A 16102-nucleotide genomic window follows, 5' to 3' on the forward strand; every position below is an offset into this window, starting at 1 on the left:
GCTCCCCCTCCGTCCGCTAGGGGCATCGTAGCCGTGCGCGCCGAAGCGGCCGTCGCCGGTCACGTCTCTCGGACGAACTCCACCGCGAAGTCGCACACGTAGTCCGCGTCGGTGTCGGTGATGTCCTTCACGAACAGGCGGGCCTCGCGGCCGAGCCGCACCGAGGTGCGCCGCGCCGAACGATCCTCCTCGCTGTCGGTCGGCTGCAGCGCGGGGTACCACAGGGTGTGCCCCGGGCGACGCAGCACTTCGACCGGCGGCGACCAGTCCTGGGCGTTCCGCCCCTCGCCGAGATCGGCGTGCGGATTGATCGACACGAAGATGCTGTCGCCCACCCAGAAGGCGCCGTCGACCCGGCCCATCAGCATCACCCAGACGCCGAGGTGCTCGTTCCAGCTGACCGACGGGCCCCAGTAGTAGCGCTCGTCGCCCTGCGACACCGCGCCGCCACCTGACTCCCGGTCGATCTGGAGGGCGCGGATGGGCTGACCCGCCGCATCCCAGGGTGCCGCGAACGCCTCGCCGTCCCAGCGGCGCGCGGCTCCGGCCGGGTCGTCCAGGTCGGCCAGCGCCACGCGCGCGACGCTCACGCACTGGCCGGATGCCTCGACCTCGGCGCTCCAGGTCGCCGCGTCGAACGGCGCGGGGTAGGCGTACTCGCCGAAGAAGACGTAGAGGTGGTCGCCGCTGGCCACGGCGCTCGGGTCCCCCACCCCGCCGGGGAAGCAGTAGTTGCGATTGACGGGCAGCCGGATCATCCGCTCGTCGCGGTCCTCCAGCAGGATGCCGCGGTCGTCCCAGCTCTCGCCGCCGTCGACGGATCGCATGATGCCGATGCGGGGGGCGGCCTGGATGGAGTCGTCCCCCTTGAGTCCCGGCGGCCAGTCCCGATCGCTCATCCCCTCGCCCGTCGCGGGATCGTACGGCAGGGTCTCGGGGTAGTTCTCGTTGTGGTACAGCGCGTAGAGGGTCTTCCCGGAAGCGTCCCGGGGGTCCTGGTAGACCGTCTCGAACCAGATCGCGCCGTGGAGGCCGGGCGTGCCGGGCGGTGCGTTGGGCGGGAGGACCGGAGTGCGGAAGGCCTCGGGCTCACTGGCGAAGGCATCGCCGACGCCGGCGCCCTCGCCGATCTTCAGGTCGCGGGCTTCGCCCCAGACCGGGTCTTCGCCGTACTTGCCGGGGAAGATCCGGAACCGGTCCCCCACCCATGCCGCCGCCATGTTGCAATCGACGAACGACCGGAACGTCACCCGCTCGATCGGCGACAGCCGCAGGACGATGCCGTCGACACCGGTGCGGATGTCGCGGGGTTCGCGATCGCCGACGGGATCCGCCGCGGCCGGGGAGGGATCGGGCTCAGTCATGACGGTCTCCGTTCGCATCGGATGCATCGGGGGTGAAGAACACGAGGGACCCGCGCACGGGCTGCGCTTCGAGCCGGTAGGCGGGGAGGACACCCGGACCGCACCGCGCCGTGCCCACCCCCGCGCGCACGAGGTCGAGCACGACATGGGTGCGCCCGTCGGGGATCAGCTCGTCGTCGTGCGCCGCCGCCCAGAGCGCGGCCTCGGACCACGGGCGCACGGTGATCGCGGGATCGTTCACCGGCCCGCGCGGCGACGCGGTGTCGAGTCCGACCTCGAGCGTCTGCCCACCCGCCGCCACACGCACCCACGAGGCCGCCCGCGCGCCCGCCTCCTGCGGCCGCACGGTGCGCTCCTGCAGCTCGGCGACCGCGCCGGCGAACCATCCCGCCGTCGCCGCCTGTCCGAGGTCGGGGTACGCGGGACCCGGTCCCCGCCCGCACCACTCCAGCCGGCCCTCGCCGGGGAGCGAGAACCCCACGCCCACGCGCGCCCAGTGCGCCGTCCACGCCGGCCAGTGCCCCTCCGGGTCGACGGCGAGATCGAGACGGATGCCCCCGTCGACGGCCCGCCACCGCCAGCGGCACGACACCCGCGCGTCGACCGCCGGCCCTCCCACGACGGTGCGGACACGGATCTCGCCGTCCGGGCCGTCGACCGATACGCGCTCGATCGAGACCAGGCGCGAGCGCAGGTCGTGGAGTCCGAGAAGCCGCCACCGTTCCGCGTACGAGAACTCGAGGATCTCGTCCCACCCTGCGTGCCGGTCGTTGTCGGTGGGCACGCGGTCGAGCATCACCCGCCAGTCGGTCACCTCCAGGTCGCCGAGGCGCCGCAACGCACCCGTCGCGGGGTCGAGATCGACGTCGGCGAGGGTGAGACGGCGCACCGGCGCCGCCCCGCGGCGCTGCGCCGCGATGCCCGCGGGGACGGCGGTCGACACGCGCGAGACGACCCACCCGCCGGGCGCCCAGGCCGTCTCCCCCACCTGGACGACCTCGACGGTGAGCACCGCCAAGGGCGGGACCTGGGGCAGATCGAGCGTCGTCCGGCCCCGCGGCGGAAGCGGCGGCGCGGTGATCGGACCGCTGTCGCGCACCCCCGCAGCATCCTCGATCCGGTAGCGGAGGGCGTATCGCGAGGAGTCCGTGTGGTCCAGGCGCGAGACCACGTGAAGCCGCGCGCCGTCGATCGTCACCCGCAGCGGCGCGAACACCTGGGCGAGGTCGGTCAGCTGTGCGCGTGGGCGGCGCTCGGCCGACACCAGACCGTCGATCACGTCGTTGCTGTCGTGGAGCGGTTCGCCGAAGTCGCCGCCGTACCGGGTCACCGGGCCCTGGTCGGTGTCGACCTGCACGCCGTGTTCGAGCCACTCCCAGATGAATCCGCCCATGAGGCGCGGATGAGCGTCGAACAGGTCCTGGTACTCGGTGAGTCCCCCGGGACCCGTGCCCATCGCATGCGCGTACTCGCAGAGGACGAACGGCATCGCCCGGCGCCGCGCGTCGAGCGCGTCGTCGGCGAGCGCCGGCTCGACCCCGATGGCGATCTCGGCGACCTCGTCGGGATGGGCGTACATCCGCGACCACACATCGACGTGGGCGCTGGACTGATCGCCCTCGTAGTGGAGCGGGCGGCTGTCGTCGCGGGAGCGGAACTCGTCCGCCATCGCGGCGACGTTGCCTCCCTCGCCCGCTTCGTTGCCGAGCGACCACAGGATGACGCAGGGATGGTTCTTGTCCCTCTCGACCATGCGGGCCACGCGATCGCGCAGCGCCGGCTCCCAGCGCGGGTCGTCCATCGGGTTGCCGCGCCAGTCGATCTCGCCGAATCCGTGCGTCTCGACGTCGCACTCGTCGACCACCCAGAACCCGAGGCGGTCGGCGAGGTCAAGGAAGAGCGGATCGGGCGGATAGTGAGAGGTGCGGACGGCGTTGATGTTGTGCCTCTTCATCATCAGCAGCTCTGCGGTCACCACCTCGGGCGGGACGTGCCGACCCAGGCGCGGATGGTGTTCGTGCCGGTTGACCCCCCGCAGCGACACCGGCACGCCGTTGACCTGGAACACCCCGTCGACGATGCCCACCGTGCGGAAGCCGATCCGGTGCGTCACCGTCTCGGCGGGCGTGCGCACACGCAGGGTGTAGAGCACCGGGTCCTCGGCCGACCAGGGGAGCGCGTCGCGCACGGGCGTGGGGTGGCCCGCCCGCACCGTCGTTCCCAGCTCGGCGATCTCGATCGCGACCTCGGCCCCGGGCTCGAGGGCGGAGTCGAGCTCGGGCATGACCGTGAGCATCCCTCCGGAGGGTGTCCATTCGGCGCGCACCCGCACGTCGCGGACGCCGCCCACGGGTCTGGCGCGCAGGACCACCGACCGGATGATGCCCGGCAGCCACCAGGCATCCTGGTCTTCGAGGTAGGTTGCGGCGCTGAACTGATGCACACGCACCTCGAGGAGGTTCTCGCCCTCCAGCAGACCCGACACGTCGAAGGCCATCGGCAGACGACTCCCCCGCGTCGAGCCGAGGAGCACGCCGTTCAGCCGCACCTCGCCCGCACCCTCGATACCGCCGAAGCGCAGCTCGGCGCGCGGCGGCGGATCGGCGAGGGGGAAGCGCCGGCGATACTCCCCGACCGGATTCTCGTCCGGCGGACGCGGAGGATCGATGGGGAACGGGTACCACTTGTTCGTATAGGCCGGACGACCGTGGTCGCCCGCGGGAGCGGCGTCGCGGTCGAGGGAGGGCATGACGAAACTCGCCGGGACGGGGATCGATCCCCATCCCCCCTCCCGCTGATGCGCCGAGGACGGCGACCATCGGAACTCCCACGTGCCGTCGAGGTTCCACTCCGCGGCATCCGTGGTCCAGCTCGCCACCGTGGGAGCGGTGCCGATCGGCGGACCCGGGTCGTCTCGTGCCTGCGGCTGCTCCGGTCGGACGATCATGCGCCCACCCCCGAGAAGCGGAGCGTGCGGAACTGGAACGGCCGGAAGTCGAGGTCGATCGCGCACCCGTCGTCGGTGGCGCTCACCGAGCCCATGTCGCCGTCGAGTTCGCGCTCGAGGAGGTCGGTGAGGTGCACCGAGGCGGATCGCGCATGGAAGCCGATCCGCGTGCGGGCGCGCCTCCCGCCCGCCTCGTACACGCGGACGATGACATCGCCGCTGCCGTCCTCGGCCTGCTTGACCGTCTCGACGAGTACCGAGGGCGCGGTCGACGAGACCAGCGGCGCGAGGGGGCGACGCGCCTCGCGGAGCGGGAAGGCGAGGGCGTACCCGAGGGCCACCGCATCCATCACCTCGGCGCCCGGGCGCACCCGGAAGCGCAGCACATGCCGGCCCTGGTCGGCGTCGGGGTCGGGGAAGACCGCGGCGCGCAGAAGCGAGAAGCGGACGGATGTCGTCGTCCCGCCGTCGTCGCGGGTCTGGCGCTCGACGTCGTACCCGTAAGTGGAGTCGTTTGCCACCGCGACGCCCCAGCCGGGCTCCGCGAGATGGACGAAGCGGTGCTGGCAGGCCTCGAAGCGCGCGTCGTCCCAGCTGGTGTTGGTGTGGGTGGGGCGGAAGACGTGCCCGAACTGGGTCTCGGCGGCGACCCTGTCGGCGTGGACGTCGAACGGCATGGCGAGCTTGAGGATCTTCTCGCGCTCGTGCCAGTCGATCTCGAACGCGAGCTCGAGATCGGCCGCGCCCGGCCGCAGCACGATGCGCTCGCTGACCGACGATGCGCCGAAGCGGCGCACCACGACGACCGCCGCGCCGCCGTCCGCGTCGCCCTCGACGGTGCCATCGACGGTGCTCTCGATCGTGCGCTCGACCGTGCGCTCGTCGAGCGCGGTCAGCTCGGTGACGGTCCGGCGGTAGTGGGCGTCGAGGTCCCACGCGTCCCAGAGGTTGGGCAGGTCGCGGTGCAGCCGCAGCACACCGAACGCCACACCGGGCGGCACCGCGTCGCGACCGTCCGCGTGCGAGGCGAGGGAGCGGATGTGTCCGGCCGCGTCGACCACGACCCGCACGAGGCCGTTGTCGAGCACGATGTCGTCATCGGCCCGGGTGGGTCCGGTCACCTCGACCTCGCGGACCGGCTCCGACGTGACGGCGGCTCCCAGAGCCGGGGTGCCTGCGCGCGGGAACGGGCTGGCGTTCACGCGTACCCTGCCGCGATCGTGCGCGCTCGATTCGTCGGCACGCAGGGCGTCGAGGGCGTCGAGGGGATCGAGCGCGTCGAGGGCGTCGGCGATGATCTCCGCGAGCTCGGCCGACACCGCGGCGTGCCGCTCCTCGGCCTCTCGGTGCACCCACGCGATCGCGGAACCCGGGAGGATGTCGTGGAACTGCAGGAGCATGACCGTCTCCCAGGCTCGCCGCAGCCGCTCCGCGGGGTAGGGGTGCCCCCGCCGGACGGCGGCCGTGGTCGCCCACAGCTCGGCCTCCCGCAGCAGCGCCTCGTTGCGGCGGTTCCCCTGCTTGGTGCGCAACTGCGAGGTGAAGACGCCGCGGTGGAGTTCGAGGTACATCTCCCCGGCCCACACCGGCGCATCGGGGTACTCCTCCTCGGCCGCGGCGAAGAAGTCGCGCGGCGCACCGACCGTGACGCGCGGCGACCCCTCCAGGTCGGCGGTGCGCTGGGCGGCGGCCAGCATCTCCCGCGTCGGACCCCCGCCGCCGTCGCCCCACCCGAACGGGACGAGCGACATCGTCGCGCGGCCCTTCTCGCTGAAGTTCCGCTCCGCATGGGCGAGCTCGGCGCCCGAGAGCTCGCTGATGTAGGTGTCGACCGGCGGGAAGTGGGTGAAGACGCGGGTGCCGTCGATGCCCTCCCAGCGGAACGTGTGGTGGGGGAAGCGGTTGGTCTGATTCCACGAGATCTTCTGCGTGAGGAACCATCGCTCCCCGGCGGCGGCGACGATCTGGGGCAGGGCGGCGGAGTAGCCGAAGGAGTCGGGGAGCCAGGCCTCCTCGCACTCGATGCCGAACTCCTCCACGAAGAAGCGCTTGCCGGCGACGAACTGCCGGGCGAGGGCCTCGGACCCGGGCATGTTCGTGTCGGACTCCACCCACATGCCGCCGACCGGGACGAACGTGCCGGCGGAGACCTTCTCGCGGATGCGCGCATAGACGCGGGGATGGTGCTCCTTGAGCCAGGCGTACTGCTGGGCGGACGAGCACGAGAAGACGAAGTCGGGATCGTCGTCCATGAGGGCGGCGACATTGGTGAAGGTGCGCGCGCACTTGCGCACGGTCTCTCGGATGGGCCACAGCCAGGCCGAGTCGATGTGGGCGTGGCCGGTCGCCAGGATGCGGTGAGCCGACGCGCTCGCGGGCGCCGAGAGCACCCCGCGGAGCATGTGCCGGCCGTTCTCGGCGGTCGCCGCGACGTCGTCGGGGTCGACGGCATCCATCATCGTCTCGAGCGCTCGGAGGATCTCGTGGCGCCGCGAGGACGACTCGGGAAGCTCCTGCATCAGCCCGGTGAGGGTCCAGACGTCCTGGACCAGCTCCCAGACGGTCTCATCCCGCAGTGCCACCTCGAGCTGGCGGAGTTCGTACAGGGGCTCGTCGCCCGCGGCATCCCACTCTCCCAGCGGTGTCGGCTCGAAGGTGTACTCGCCCGCGACGTCGGGGTTGGCCGCCGCTTCGATGAGAAGGTCGACGTCGCCGTCGGCGGGGTTCCACGAGACCCAGGAGTTCAACGGCGCGATGGCCTTGATCGGCGTGCCGTCCGGCCGGTAGACCAGACCCTCGGCCTGGAAGCCGGAGCGCGAGCGGTTGTAGCCGAAGTCGACGAGGACCTCGACTTTCGTCCCCGCCGGGGCGCCGTCCCGCCACGACGCGGGGAGTGCGCCGGTGACCCGGAACCAGACGGTGGACCAGGCGCGCCCCCACCGCCAGCCGAGCGGAACGGGCTCGAACGGCTGCCCGACGGCCTCATCGAACGGCACCGGCTCCCGGGGGACGCTCCAGGCCGCGGCGCGGAGCGGGTGCGCGTCGCGGTAGACGGCGGGGGTCAGGTGATCGGCGGTGAAGCGGCGCAGCCGGGCTTCGACGAGGGCGTGATCGCTGTGCACGGTGACTTCCTGGGGGGTGCGGGGCTTTCGGGGTGGGAGGGGGATCAGGATGCCGGTGCGACGGCGAGGAGCCACGAGGTCGCGTCGCCGGACGCAGGGAGGGCGACTCCGACATCGACGAGTTCGCGACCGTCGGCCGACGACGTCTCGCCCGTGGCGAGATCGGTCACGCGGTAGCGCGTCTCAGGGTCGAGGGCGCGAAGGCGCACGCGCGCGGGCGGCCGCCCGCCCGAGAGCACGAAGGCGGCGACGATGTGACGGTCCTCCTGGTCGGAGGAGAGCTGGAACGCCGGTGCCCGCTCACCGAGGCCGCCGCGTTCGGGCGTCGGCGAGAGCGGGCGGAGCACCCCGTCGCGCACGAGCGGCGCGATCTCGGTGCGGAACAGACGCACGTGCTCATCCAGCACATCGCGCAGCGCCGGGGCGAGCTCGGTCAGTCGGAGACTGACACCGAAGCGGTGCAGCATCGCGGCCCGCAGCATCGTGCGGAACTCCGCCGGCTCGACCTCCGCCCATGCCCGCTGCTGCGGCGGGTAGGCCCCACGCCACTGCGACTGCGACCAGTGCAGGATGGCGAGCGGCGGCAGCATGCGCGACGCACCGTGCAGCACCTCGAGGTGATGCTCGGTGTAGTCGGGATCGCTCAGGAAGAACGCGTGCACGTGACGGGCGAGTCCGAGGTCGATGCGCAGACCTCCCGACGAGCAGGCCTCCAGGAAGACGTCGGGGTACCTCCCGCGCACCTCGTCGAGAACCCGGTAGAGCCCCTCGTAGTGGCGGAACAGCCCGTCGCCGGCACCGTGCCCGTGATCGGTGCGGGTGCATCCGGAATCGGGATCGACGTTGAAGTCCAGCTTGATCCACCGCGCACCGACCCGCTCGATGAGATCGCCGAGCGACGACCGGAGGTGCGCCCGCCCCGCGGGGGAGCCGAGACAGACGTAGCCCAGGAATCCCGGATCCTCGGGATCGAGCGACACCGTCATCCGACGGTACGAAGGATCGGGCTGCGCGTTCCCGTCGGCAGCGGCGAGGAGATCGGGGTGCTCCGCCCGCACCCGCGCGCTGCGGCCCACCGCCTCGGCCTCGATCCAGATGCCCGGGAGCACGCCCGCCGCCCGGATCGCGTCGCCGAGCGCGGGCAGCCCCGAGGGGAAGCGCTCGGTGTTGACATCCGTCCAGTCCCCGCGCTGCTCCTGCCAGTCGCTGGCGGCGTCGGACGCGCCGAACCATCCCGCGTCGACGGTCGCGACCTCCAGTCCGAGCGCGGCCGCCTCGACCGCGTTGCGGGAGATGACCTCCTCGGTCACCTCGGCGTCCTCGTAGGGCCACCAGTGGTTCCACTCGGTGGGCACGGTGTCGGCGAAGGTCGACCGGGCGAGCCAGTGATCGCGCACCGCGCGCTGCAGCTCGACGGCGGCGGCGTCCAGATCCGCTGCGGCCGCGATGACGACCGACGGGGCGGTGACCTGTTCGCCAGGGCGGAGCGTCACCGAGAAGCGCCACGGCGAGATGCCGGCGGTGACAGACCCTCCCGAGAGGGCGGCGATGTGCCAGTTCCCGCTCCACGCCGGGCAGATGATCACCGCGGCGCGGTCATCCTCCCGCTCGATGCCGAGCCACGGCGCCGAGCCATGCGAGGATCGTCCTGACCGGACATCGAGGAAAAGGTCGTGACGCGTGGTGCCGTGGCGGGGTCGGAACTCATCCCCCCACGCCGAGCGATACCAGTTCGTCCGCCAGTGGGTGGGGTCCGCGCCCATGTCGAGGGCGAGGGCGCAGGAATCCATGCGCGTCACGGTGACCGGCGCGTCGCCGTCGTTGCGGAGCTCGAGGCGCACCTCCCAGACCCCGCCCGACCCGACGCGCACGAGCGACCAGTCCCGCGTGAGACCGTCGCGATCGGCGACCACCAGCCCGCGCTCCAGCCGGGCGATCACCTGCCCGTGCAGGCGGAGCTCGGCGCCGTCGCCGACGAGTTCGGCAGCTGCCGGTGAATCTGGGGTCATCATCGTCCTCAGGGTGGCGGGGGTTCTTAGATCATATCTAATGCGACACACCGCGCGTCAAGAGAGACCTCGAGGCGGGAAGAACCTGCTTTGGTACGATCAATCCAACTCACGGACGGAGCACCTGTGACCTCTTCTCCCCTGTCCCCCGCACCTCTTCGCGTCGGGATCGTCGGCACCGGATACGCCGGGACCACCGCCGGCGAGGCCTATCGCGCGATCCCCGGCGTGGAGGTCGTCGCCGTCGCCGGCAAGGAGGCCGACCGCCTGGCAGCCCTCGCCGCCGCCTGGGACGTCGCCGACGTCTATCCCGACTGGGAGGCGATCGTCGCCCGGGACGACATCGACATCGTCAGCGTCGCAACCCCCAACGCGCTGCACGACGTGATCTCGATCGCCGCGCTGCGCTCGGGCAAGCACGTGTTCTGCGAGAAGCCGCTGGCGATCACATCCGAGGCCGCGCGGGCGATGGTCGCTGCCGCGACGGAGAACGACCGGGTGCTCGAGGTGGCGTTCAACCACCGCCGCCGGGCCGACGTGCAGTGGGCCCATCGCTACCTGGAGGAGACGGGTGTGGGGCGCATCTACCACGCCCGGGCATCCTGGAAGCGGCGTTCGGGCATCCCCGGCCTGACATCGTGGTTCACCTCGCGGGATCTGGCTGGGGGCGGCGCCCTGATCGACCTCGGCCCGCACGTCATCGACTCCCTGCTGTATCTCATGGGCGAGCCCCGGGTGGTCGCCGTGAGCGCGGTCGCGCACGGCGAGCTGGGACGCGCCGGTTACGGGGCGATGGACAACCGCGAGCAGATGGCCGGATCGGGCCGCTTCGAGGTCGAGGACCTCGTGTCGGCGCTGCTGCGGCTGGAGAACGGCGCCAGCGTCGCGCTGGAGATCAGCTGGGCCGGCCACACGGCCGACGACGAGGACATCTCGATCGAGCTCCTCGGCGTCGACGGCGGTCTTCGCCTCTTCGTCCCGCGTTACAAGCCCCAGGACACGCTCTGGGTCTACCGGCAGGACGCCGGCGCCCCGGTCACGATGCGCCCCGCGGTGACCGTCCCCGGGGGCGAGCACGGCCTGGTCATCACGGAGTTCATCGACGTGGTCCGCTCCGGCGACTGGACCGGGCACCACGGCGAGTTCGCCCTCCACCGCACCGAGATCATCGATGCCTGCTACCGATCCGCCGCCGAAGGGAAAGAGGTGACGCTGTGACGATCCGCGTGACGGTGTGGAACGAGAACCGGCACGAGCGCCGAGAAGGCACCCGGCCGGCCGAGCTGTACCCCGAGGGCATCCACGGCGCGATCGCCGCGGGTCTTCGCACCCATCTCGGCACCGACGTCGAGGTCACCACCGCGACGATGGAGCAGCCCGAGCACGGCCTCCCCGCCGAGGTGGTCGAAGCCACCGACGTGATGCTCTGGTGGGGCCACGAGGATCACCCGGGCGTGGACGACGCCGTGGTCGATCGGGTCCATCAGGCGGTGCTCGGGGGAATGGGACTCCTCGTCCTGCACTCGGGTCACTACTCGAAGATCTTCCGGCGTCTGATGGGGACGACCTGCTCTCTGCGGTGGCGCAACGACGGCGAGCGCGAGGTCGTGTGGACGGTCGCTCCGCGGCATCCGATCGCCGACGGAATCCCCGACCCCCTCGTCATCGACGAGCAGGAGATGTACGGCGAGTTCTTCGACATCCCCGTCCCCGAGGAGCTGATCTTCCTCTCCACCTTCTCCGGCGGCGAGGTGTTCCGCTCGGGAGCGACCTGGACCCGCGGCGCGGGCCGGGTCTTCTACTTCTCCCCCGGCGACCAGGAGTACCCGGTCTACCATCACCCCGACATCCAGCGGGTGCTGGCCAACGGCGTGCGGTGGGCGGCGCCGGCCGGGCGAGGCCTGCCCCTGGACGCCACCCACCGCCCGCTGGGCTGGTTCAGCGGCTGACACCCACCTGCAGGCCCTGCATGATGTAGCGCGAGGCGAAGGCCAGCAGGAGCAGGGGCACGGACGCCGTGACGAACAGCCCCGCAGACACCAGCGGCTGATCGGTGACGAATCTCTCGCCGATCGTCGCCAGAGTCGGGGTGAGCAGCCACATCGACTGGTCCCGGATGAGGATGATCGCGAAGATCAGCTCGTTCCAGACCCCCAGGAACTGCAGCACCGCGAGGGTGGCGATGCCGCTGGAGCCCATCGGCAGCACGATCGACCACAGGGTCCGGAAGAGCCCTGCGCCGTCGATGCGCGCCGCCTCCATGACCTCGTCGGGGATGCCGCGGAAGGTCAGCGTCAGGAAGAACGTCGCGAACGGCAGCCCCGTGGCGACGTAGACGAGGATCAGCCCCGCGTAGCCGCCGAGACCCAGACGGGCGAGCAGCAGGTAGATCGGGATGATCAGCACCGGGCCGGGGATGAGCATCACCGACACGAAGGTCGCGGTGATGTACTTCGCTCCCGGCACCGGCAGCTTCGCCAGGGCATGCCCGGCGATCGTGGCAAGGATGAGCACGATCACCACCGACACCGTCGTGACGAACATGCTGTTGAGGAACGCCTGGCCGAGGCCGTAGGAATTGGCCAGGGTGAGGTAGTTCGACAGTGTCCACTCGCCGGGGAGGCCGAACGGATCACGCAGGTAGTCGGCGTTCGGCCGGAGCGAGGTGATCACCACGAACCACAGCGGGTAGAGGATCGACACCGCCACCAGGCACAGGGCGATGAAGATCGGCCACCTGGTGCGCCTGCTGCTGAGGCGCGAGCTCACCACATCCGTCATCAGTCCTCCTCCTGCAGTCGGAACACGCGGTTCTGGATCAGCGTGAGGATGCCGATGAACAGGAACAGCACCACCGCGAGCGCCGCACCCGAGCCGAGATTGCTGCTGGAGAAGGCGCGGAGGTAGACGAGGTAGTCGATCGTGGTGGTCTCGAAGCCCGGCCCCCCCGCGGTCATGACGAAGACGAAGCCGAACAACGACGTGAAGGTGTAGAGCACGTTGATGATGAAGACGAAGCCGAGGACCCGGCGGATGTTGGGAAGGGTGATGTACCACAGCCGCTTCCACCACCCCGCGCCGTCGATGGCGGCCGCCTCGAACACCGCCGGATTGATCGATGTGAGCCCCGCCAGCAGCAGGAGCGACTGGTAGCCGAAGCCCGACCACACGAGGGCCAGGATGATCACGGAGATCGCCAGGGTGCCGTCGGTGAAGAACTGCACCGGCTCGACGCCGAACAGTGCCAGCGCCTGGTTGACGCCGCCGTAGTACCCGAAGGCGTTGCGGAACATGATGCCGATGACCGCCACCGACAGCACGTTCGGCAGGAAGAAGATCAGCCGGAAGAACCGCCACCCCCGCACGCGTTCGAACAGCAGCACCGAGACGATCAGCGCGACGAAGATGACCAGCGGCACCGAGATGAGGAACTTCAGGTTGTTCAGGAACACCTGGTGGACGACGGGGTCGGTGAGGAGCGCCGTGTAGTTGGCGAACCAGTTCCACTCGAAGGTGAGCCCGTTGGTCCGGGTGAACGAGATGAAGACCGCGAACGCGACGGGGAAGGCCATGAACCCGACCACGACGAGGAAGGCGGGGAGCACCGACGCGAGCCCCACGAGGCGGTCGCGGCGGCGCAGACCCCCGGGCTTGCGGTGCTTCTGGGCGGTGGCCTCGATGATGGGCGCCTCGTCCGAGGCGCCCATCAGCGAGCCTTCGAAGGCGGAGGTCACTGGTTGGCGATCTCCGTGGCGTACGAATCCGCCAGCTGGCGCACCGCGTCCTCCGGGGTGATGGTGCCGAGGAAGACACCGGCGTTCACGCGGTAGAACAGGTCGATCGTCGCCTGCGGCATCACCGAGTCGAAGGCGAAGACGACGCCGTCGGTGGCCTCCTGGAGCTGCGCGAACTCCTGCTGCAGCAACGGGTTCTCGATGAGCGACGGGTCGGCGTCACTGTGGTTGGACGCCTGGGTCTGGTACAGCTCCACGAACCGGTCCTGGTTCTCGGGTTCGGCGAGGAACTGCAGGAACTCGCCCGCGAGCTCCTTCTGGTCGGAGTAGTTCGTGATCGAGATCGAGATCTCTGGCCCGCCCGCGGCCATGTTCGGGTACTCCGCATCCTCGAACATGGGGATGAAGAACACGCTCACGTCGTCGCCGAAGGCCTCGTACATGCCGTTGTTCTCCCAGCTTCCGACGATGTAGTACGCACCGTCGCCCCCGACGAAGCCCGCCGTGGACTCGCCGTTGGACACCTGGCCGGCGTCGGGGTTGGCGAGCCCCGACGCGCCGAGCTCGGCGAACGCCTCGTAGGCCTTGACCATCGCCGGGTCGTCGACGGGGATCTCACCGGCGTACATCTGGGTGAAGGCCGACTCGCCCAGTTCGCCGCCCACGAGGGCGCTGATGATCCACGCGCCGACGTAGCCTTCGAGGTTGGCCATCCAGAACGCGTTGTAGTCGGTGTTCTCGACGATCTGCTCGCCGTTGGCCATGAGCTCCTCCCACGACGTGGGCGGATCGGCGGGGTCGAGCCCGGCCTCTTCGAGCATCTCGTTGTTCGCGAACACCGTGAAGAGGTTCCCGGCGCCGTACGGCATGCCGAGGATGGCCCCCTCGGGGTCGAAGTCCTCGCGGTTGACGTTGAACCCCGCCATGGAGTCGATGATCTCGGGAGTCAGATACGGCTCGAGGTCTTCGAAGAACTCCGCGAACGAGATGGTCGGGCCGCCGGCGTACTGGATCCGGATGTCCGGTCCGTCGCCCGCGATCGAGGCGGCCTGGAACTGCGCCCCGTTCGAGGAGATGTCGCCGCCCTGCTGCACCACGGTGACGGTCAGCCCCGGGTTCTGCTCTTCGAACTCGGCGGCCATCTGATCGATGAACGAGTTCTCCATGTCGGCCTCACCGCTCTCGAGGGTGCGGCCGAGGATTCCGGTGTCCCAGATGACCAGCTCCTGGTCACCGGACTCACCGCCCCCCGCGGGGGCGCACGCCGCCAGCGAGACGACGAGCCCTGAGGCGAGAACGAGCCCGCCGAGCGCGCGTGTGTTCATTGCTGTGTCCTTCCTTGGATGCAACGCGTGAGCGGCAGACGCCGCTCACGGGAGGAGCGCGCGGAAGAGGGCGACGGCGAACATGCAGCGGCGGCACGGGCCCCACTGCTCGGGCGTTGCGACATCATCGTCCCATCCACATCGATCGTCCGCGGGCCGTTGGCGCCGCGTGACAGGATTACATCATACGTGAACGGTGAAATCCACGAATTGTTGCGGGGAAGTTATCTGATTGCTTGCGTTGGTACCGGCTTTACATATGATGTAACTCTGAGGCGGCAGACCGCAGTGAGGCTGTGTGCGCGCGAGGCCTCCGGTCACTCGTCCCCGAGATGCGAAGGCGGCATCACCCTCATGAACATCACCCTCGCGAACGCGGACACGCGATGAACATCGACGCCGTGGACTTCTTCTACGCCGCCATGCCCGAGGTCACCCTCGAGGCCGATGGCAGCCAGGATGCGCTCCTAGTCCGCGTGCGTGCCGGCGACCACGAGGGCTGGGGTGAGTGCGAGGCCTCCCCGCTGACCTCCATCGCCGCCTTCGTCACCCCTCGCTCGCACGGTGTCTGCCAGCCTGTCGCTGCCAGCGTGATCGGCGAGCGCCTCGACGGCCCCGCCGACATCCGGCGCATCGCCGCACTGGTCGAGCGCAACAGCATGGATCTCCTCCAGGCCGCACACACCTGGTCGGGCATCGAGATCGCGCTGTGGGATCTGCTCGGACGTGCGCGGGACGAACCGGTGTGGCGGATGCTCGGTTACGCCACGACGGAGGGGAAACTCCCCTATGCCTCCCTCCTTTTCGGTGCCGATCCTCAGGCGACGAGGGAACGTGCGAGGGATCAGGTGGCCGCCGGGTACCGCGCGGTCAAGTTCGGCTGGGGCTCCTTCGGCACCGGCGACCCCCGAATCGATGCCGATCACCTCGTGGCGGCGCGGGAGGGGCTCGGGGACGACGGCATCCTGCTCGTCGACGCCGGCCAGATCTGGGGCGACGATGCCGCGCGGGCATCCCGGCGTCTCGCCGCCCTGCAGGAGGCACGGGCCACATGGCTCGAGGAGCCATTCGTTCCCCACGCCTTCGCGGCGTACGCCGAGCTCGCCGCGGCGGCCGGCAGCGTCGGGATCGCGGGGGGCGAAGGTGCGCACACCGTCCACATGGCCACGAACCTCATCGATTACGGCCGGGTCCGCTTCGTCCAGATCGATGCGGCCCGCATCGGCGGGATCGGCCCGGCGTGGGATGTCGCTCAGCACGCGGTGGCGAAGGGGGTCACCTTCGTCAACCACACCTTCACCTCCCACCTCGCCCTCTCCGCCTCGCTCCAGCCCTTCGCAGGACTGGCCGACCATCGGATCGCCGAGTTCCCGGTCGAGCCGAAGGCGGTCGCGCTGGCGATCTCGACGACGCGGCTGCATCCCGATCACAACGGCGAGATCCGCGCCCCCGACGCGCCGGGTCTCGGCGTTGACGTGGACCTGGCGGCGCTGACCCCCTACCTGCGAGACGTCGAGATCCTCATCGACGGCGAACGCGCCTTCCGAAGCCCCACGGCCGAAGGCACCACACCTAAAGTGAAGGCAACGACGAAGGCGTGA

The 16102-nt window shown here is 70.4% G+C and carries 10 protein-coding genes; 3 read left to right on the plus strand and 7 right to left on the minus strand.

What is annotated here, in order from left to right:
• Positions 1 to 59 precede the first annotated feature (59 nt).
• From T9R20_RS14515 to T9R20_RS14530, 4 genes are read right to left on the minus strand one after another with little or no spacing between them, the layout of a single operon-like run.
• Positions 60 to 1364, minus strand: coding sequence for a hypothetical protein (locus tag T9R20_RS14515; RefSeq protein ID WP_322410021.1), 1305 nt, complete (start codon positions 1362 to 1364; stop codon positions 60 to 62).
• Positions 1357 to 4311 (minus strand): glycoside hydrolase family 2 TIM barrel-domain containing protein, encoded by a 2955-nt coding sequence (locus T9R20_RS14520; RefSeq protein ID WP_322410022.1) that lies wholly within the window; start codon positions 4309 to 4311, stop codon positions 1357 to 1359. The genes T9R20_RS14515 and T9R20_RS14520 overlap by 8 nt, the downstream gene beginning before the upstream one ends.
• Positions 4308 to 7433, minus strand: coding sequence for an alpha-mannosidase (locus T9R20_RS14525; protein ID WP_322410023.1), 3126 nt, complete (start codon positions 7431 to 7433; stop codon positions 4308 to 4310). Before T9R20_RS14525 ends, T9R20_RS14520 begins: the two co-directional genes overlap by 4 nt.
• 44 nt (positions 7434 to 7477) lie before the next feature.
• A complete protein-coding gene (locus T9R20_RS14530) occupies positions 7478 to 9445 on the minus strand; it encodes an alpha-galactosidase (protein ID WP_322410024.1) in 1968 nt (655 codons plus the stop codon).
• Positions 9446 to 9568: 123 nt separating this feature from the next.
• On the opposite strand from T9R20_RS14530, the gene T9R20_RS14535 reads away from it, so the two are divergent.
• Positions 9569 to 10660: a Gfo/Idh/MocA family oxidoreductase gene (locus tag T9R20_RS14535; protein WP_322410025.1), complete on the plus strand. Its 1092-nt coding sequence runs from the start codon at positions 9569 to 9571 to the stop codon at positions 10658 to 10660.
• A gap of 2 nt (positions 10661 to 10662) precedes the next feature.
• A complete protein-coding gene (locus tag T9R20_RS14540; protein ID WP_322412196.1) occupies positions 10663 to 11391 on the plus strand; it encodes a ThuA domain-containing protein in 729 nt (242 codons plus the stop codon).
• Here the strand turns inward: T9R20_RS14540 and T9R20_RS14545 are convergent.
• From T9R20_RS14545 to T9R20_RS14555, 3 genes are read right to left on the minus strand one after another with little or no spacing between them, the layout of a single operon-like run.
• Entirely contained in the window at positions 11381 to 12223 is an 843-nt protein-coding gene (locus tag T9R20_RS14545) for a carbohydrate ABC transporter permease (RefSeq protein WP_322410026.1), read from the minus strand. The genes T9R20_RS14540 and T9R20_RS14545 overlap by 11 nt on opposite strands.
• Positions 12223 to 13176, minus strand: coding sequence for a sugar ABC transporter permease (locus T9R20_RS14550; protein WP_322410027.1), 954 nt, complete (start codon positions 13174 to 13176; stop codon positions 12223 to 12225). The genes T9R20_RS14545 and T9R20_RS14550 overlap by 1 nt, the downstream gene beginning before the upstream one ends.
• Positions 13173 to 14501 (minus strand): ABC transporter substrate-binding protein, encoded by a 1329-nt coding sequence (locus T9R20_RS14555; protein ID WP_322410028.1) that lies wholly within the window; start codon positions 14499 to 14501, stop codon positions 13173 to 13175. Before T9R20_RS14555 ends, T9R20_RS14550 begins: the two co-directional genes overlap by 4 nt.
• Before the next feature lie 386 nt (positions 14502 to 14887).
• Here T9R20_RS14555 and T9R20_RS14560 point away from each other — a divergent pair, with 386 nt between their 5' ends.
• A complete protein-coding gene (locus tag T9R20_RS14560; protein WP_322410029.1) occupies positions 14888 to 16102 on the plus strand; it encodes an enolase C-terminal domain-like protein in 1215 nt (404 codons plus the stop codon).

This window comes from Microbacterium invictum (assembly GCF_034421375.1).
Taxonomy (GTDB): domain Bacteria; phylum Actinomycetota; class Actinomycetes; order Actinomycetales; family Microbacteriaceae; genus Microbacterium; species Microbacterium invictum_A.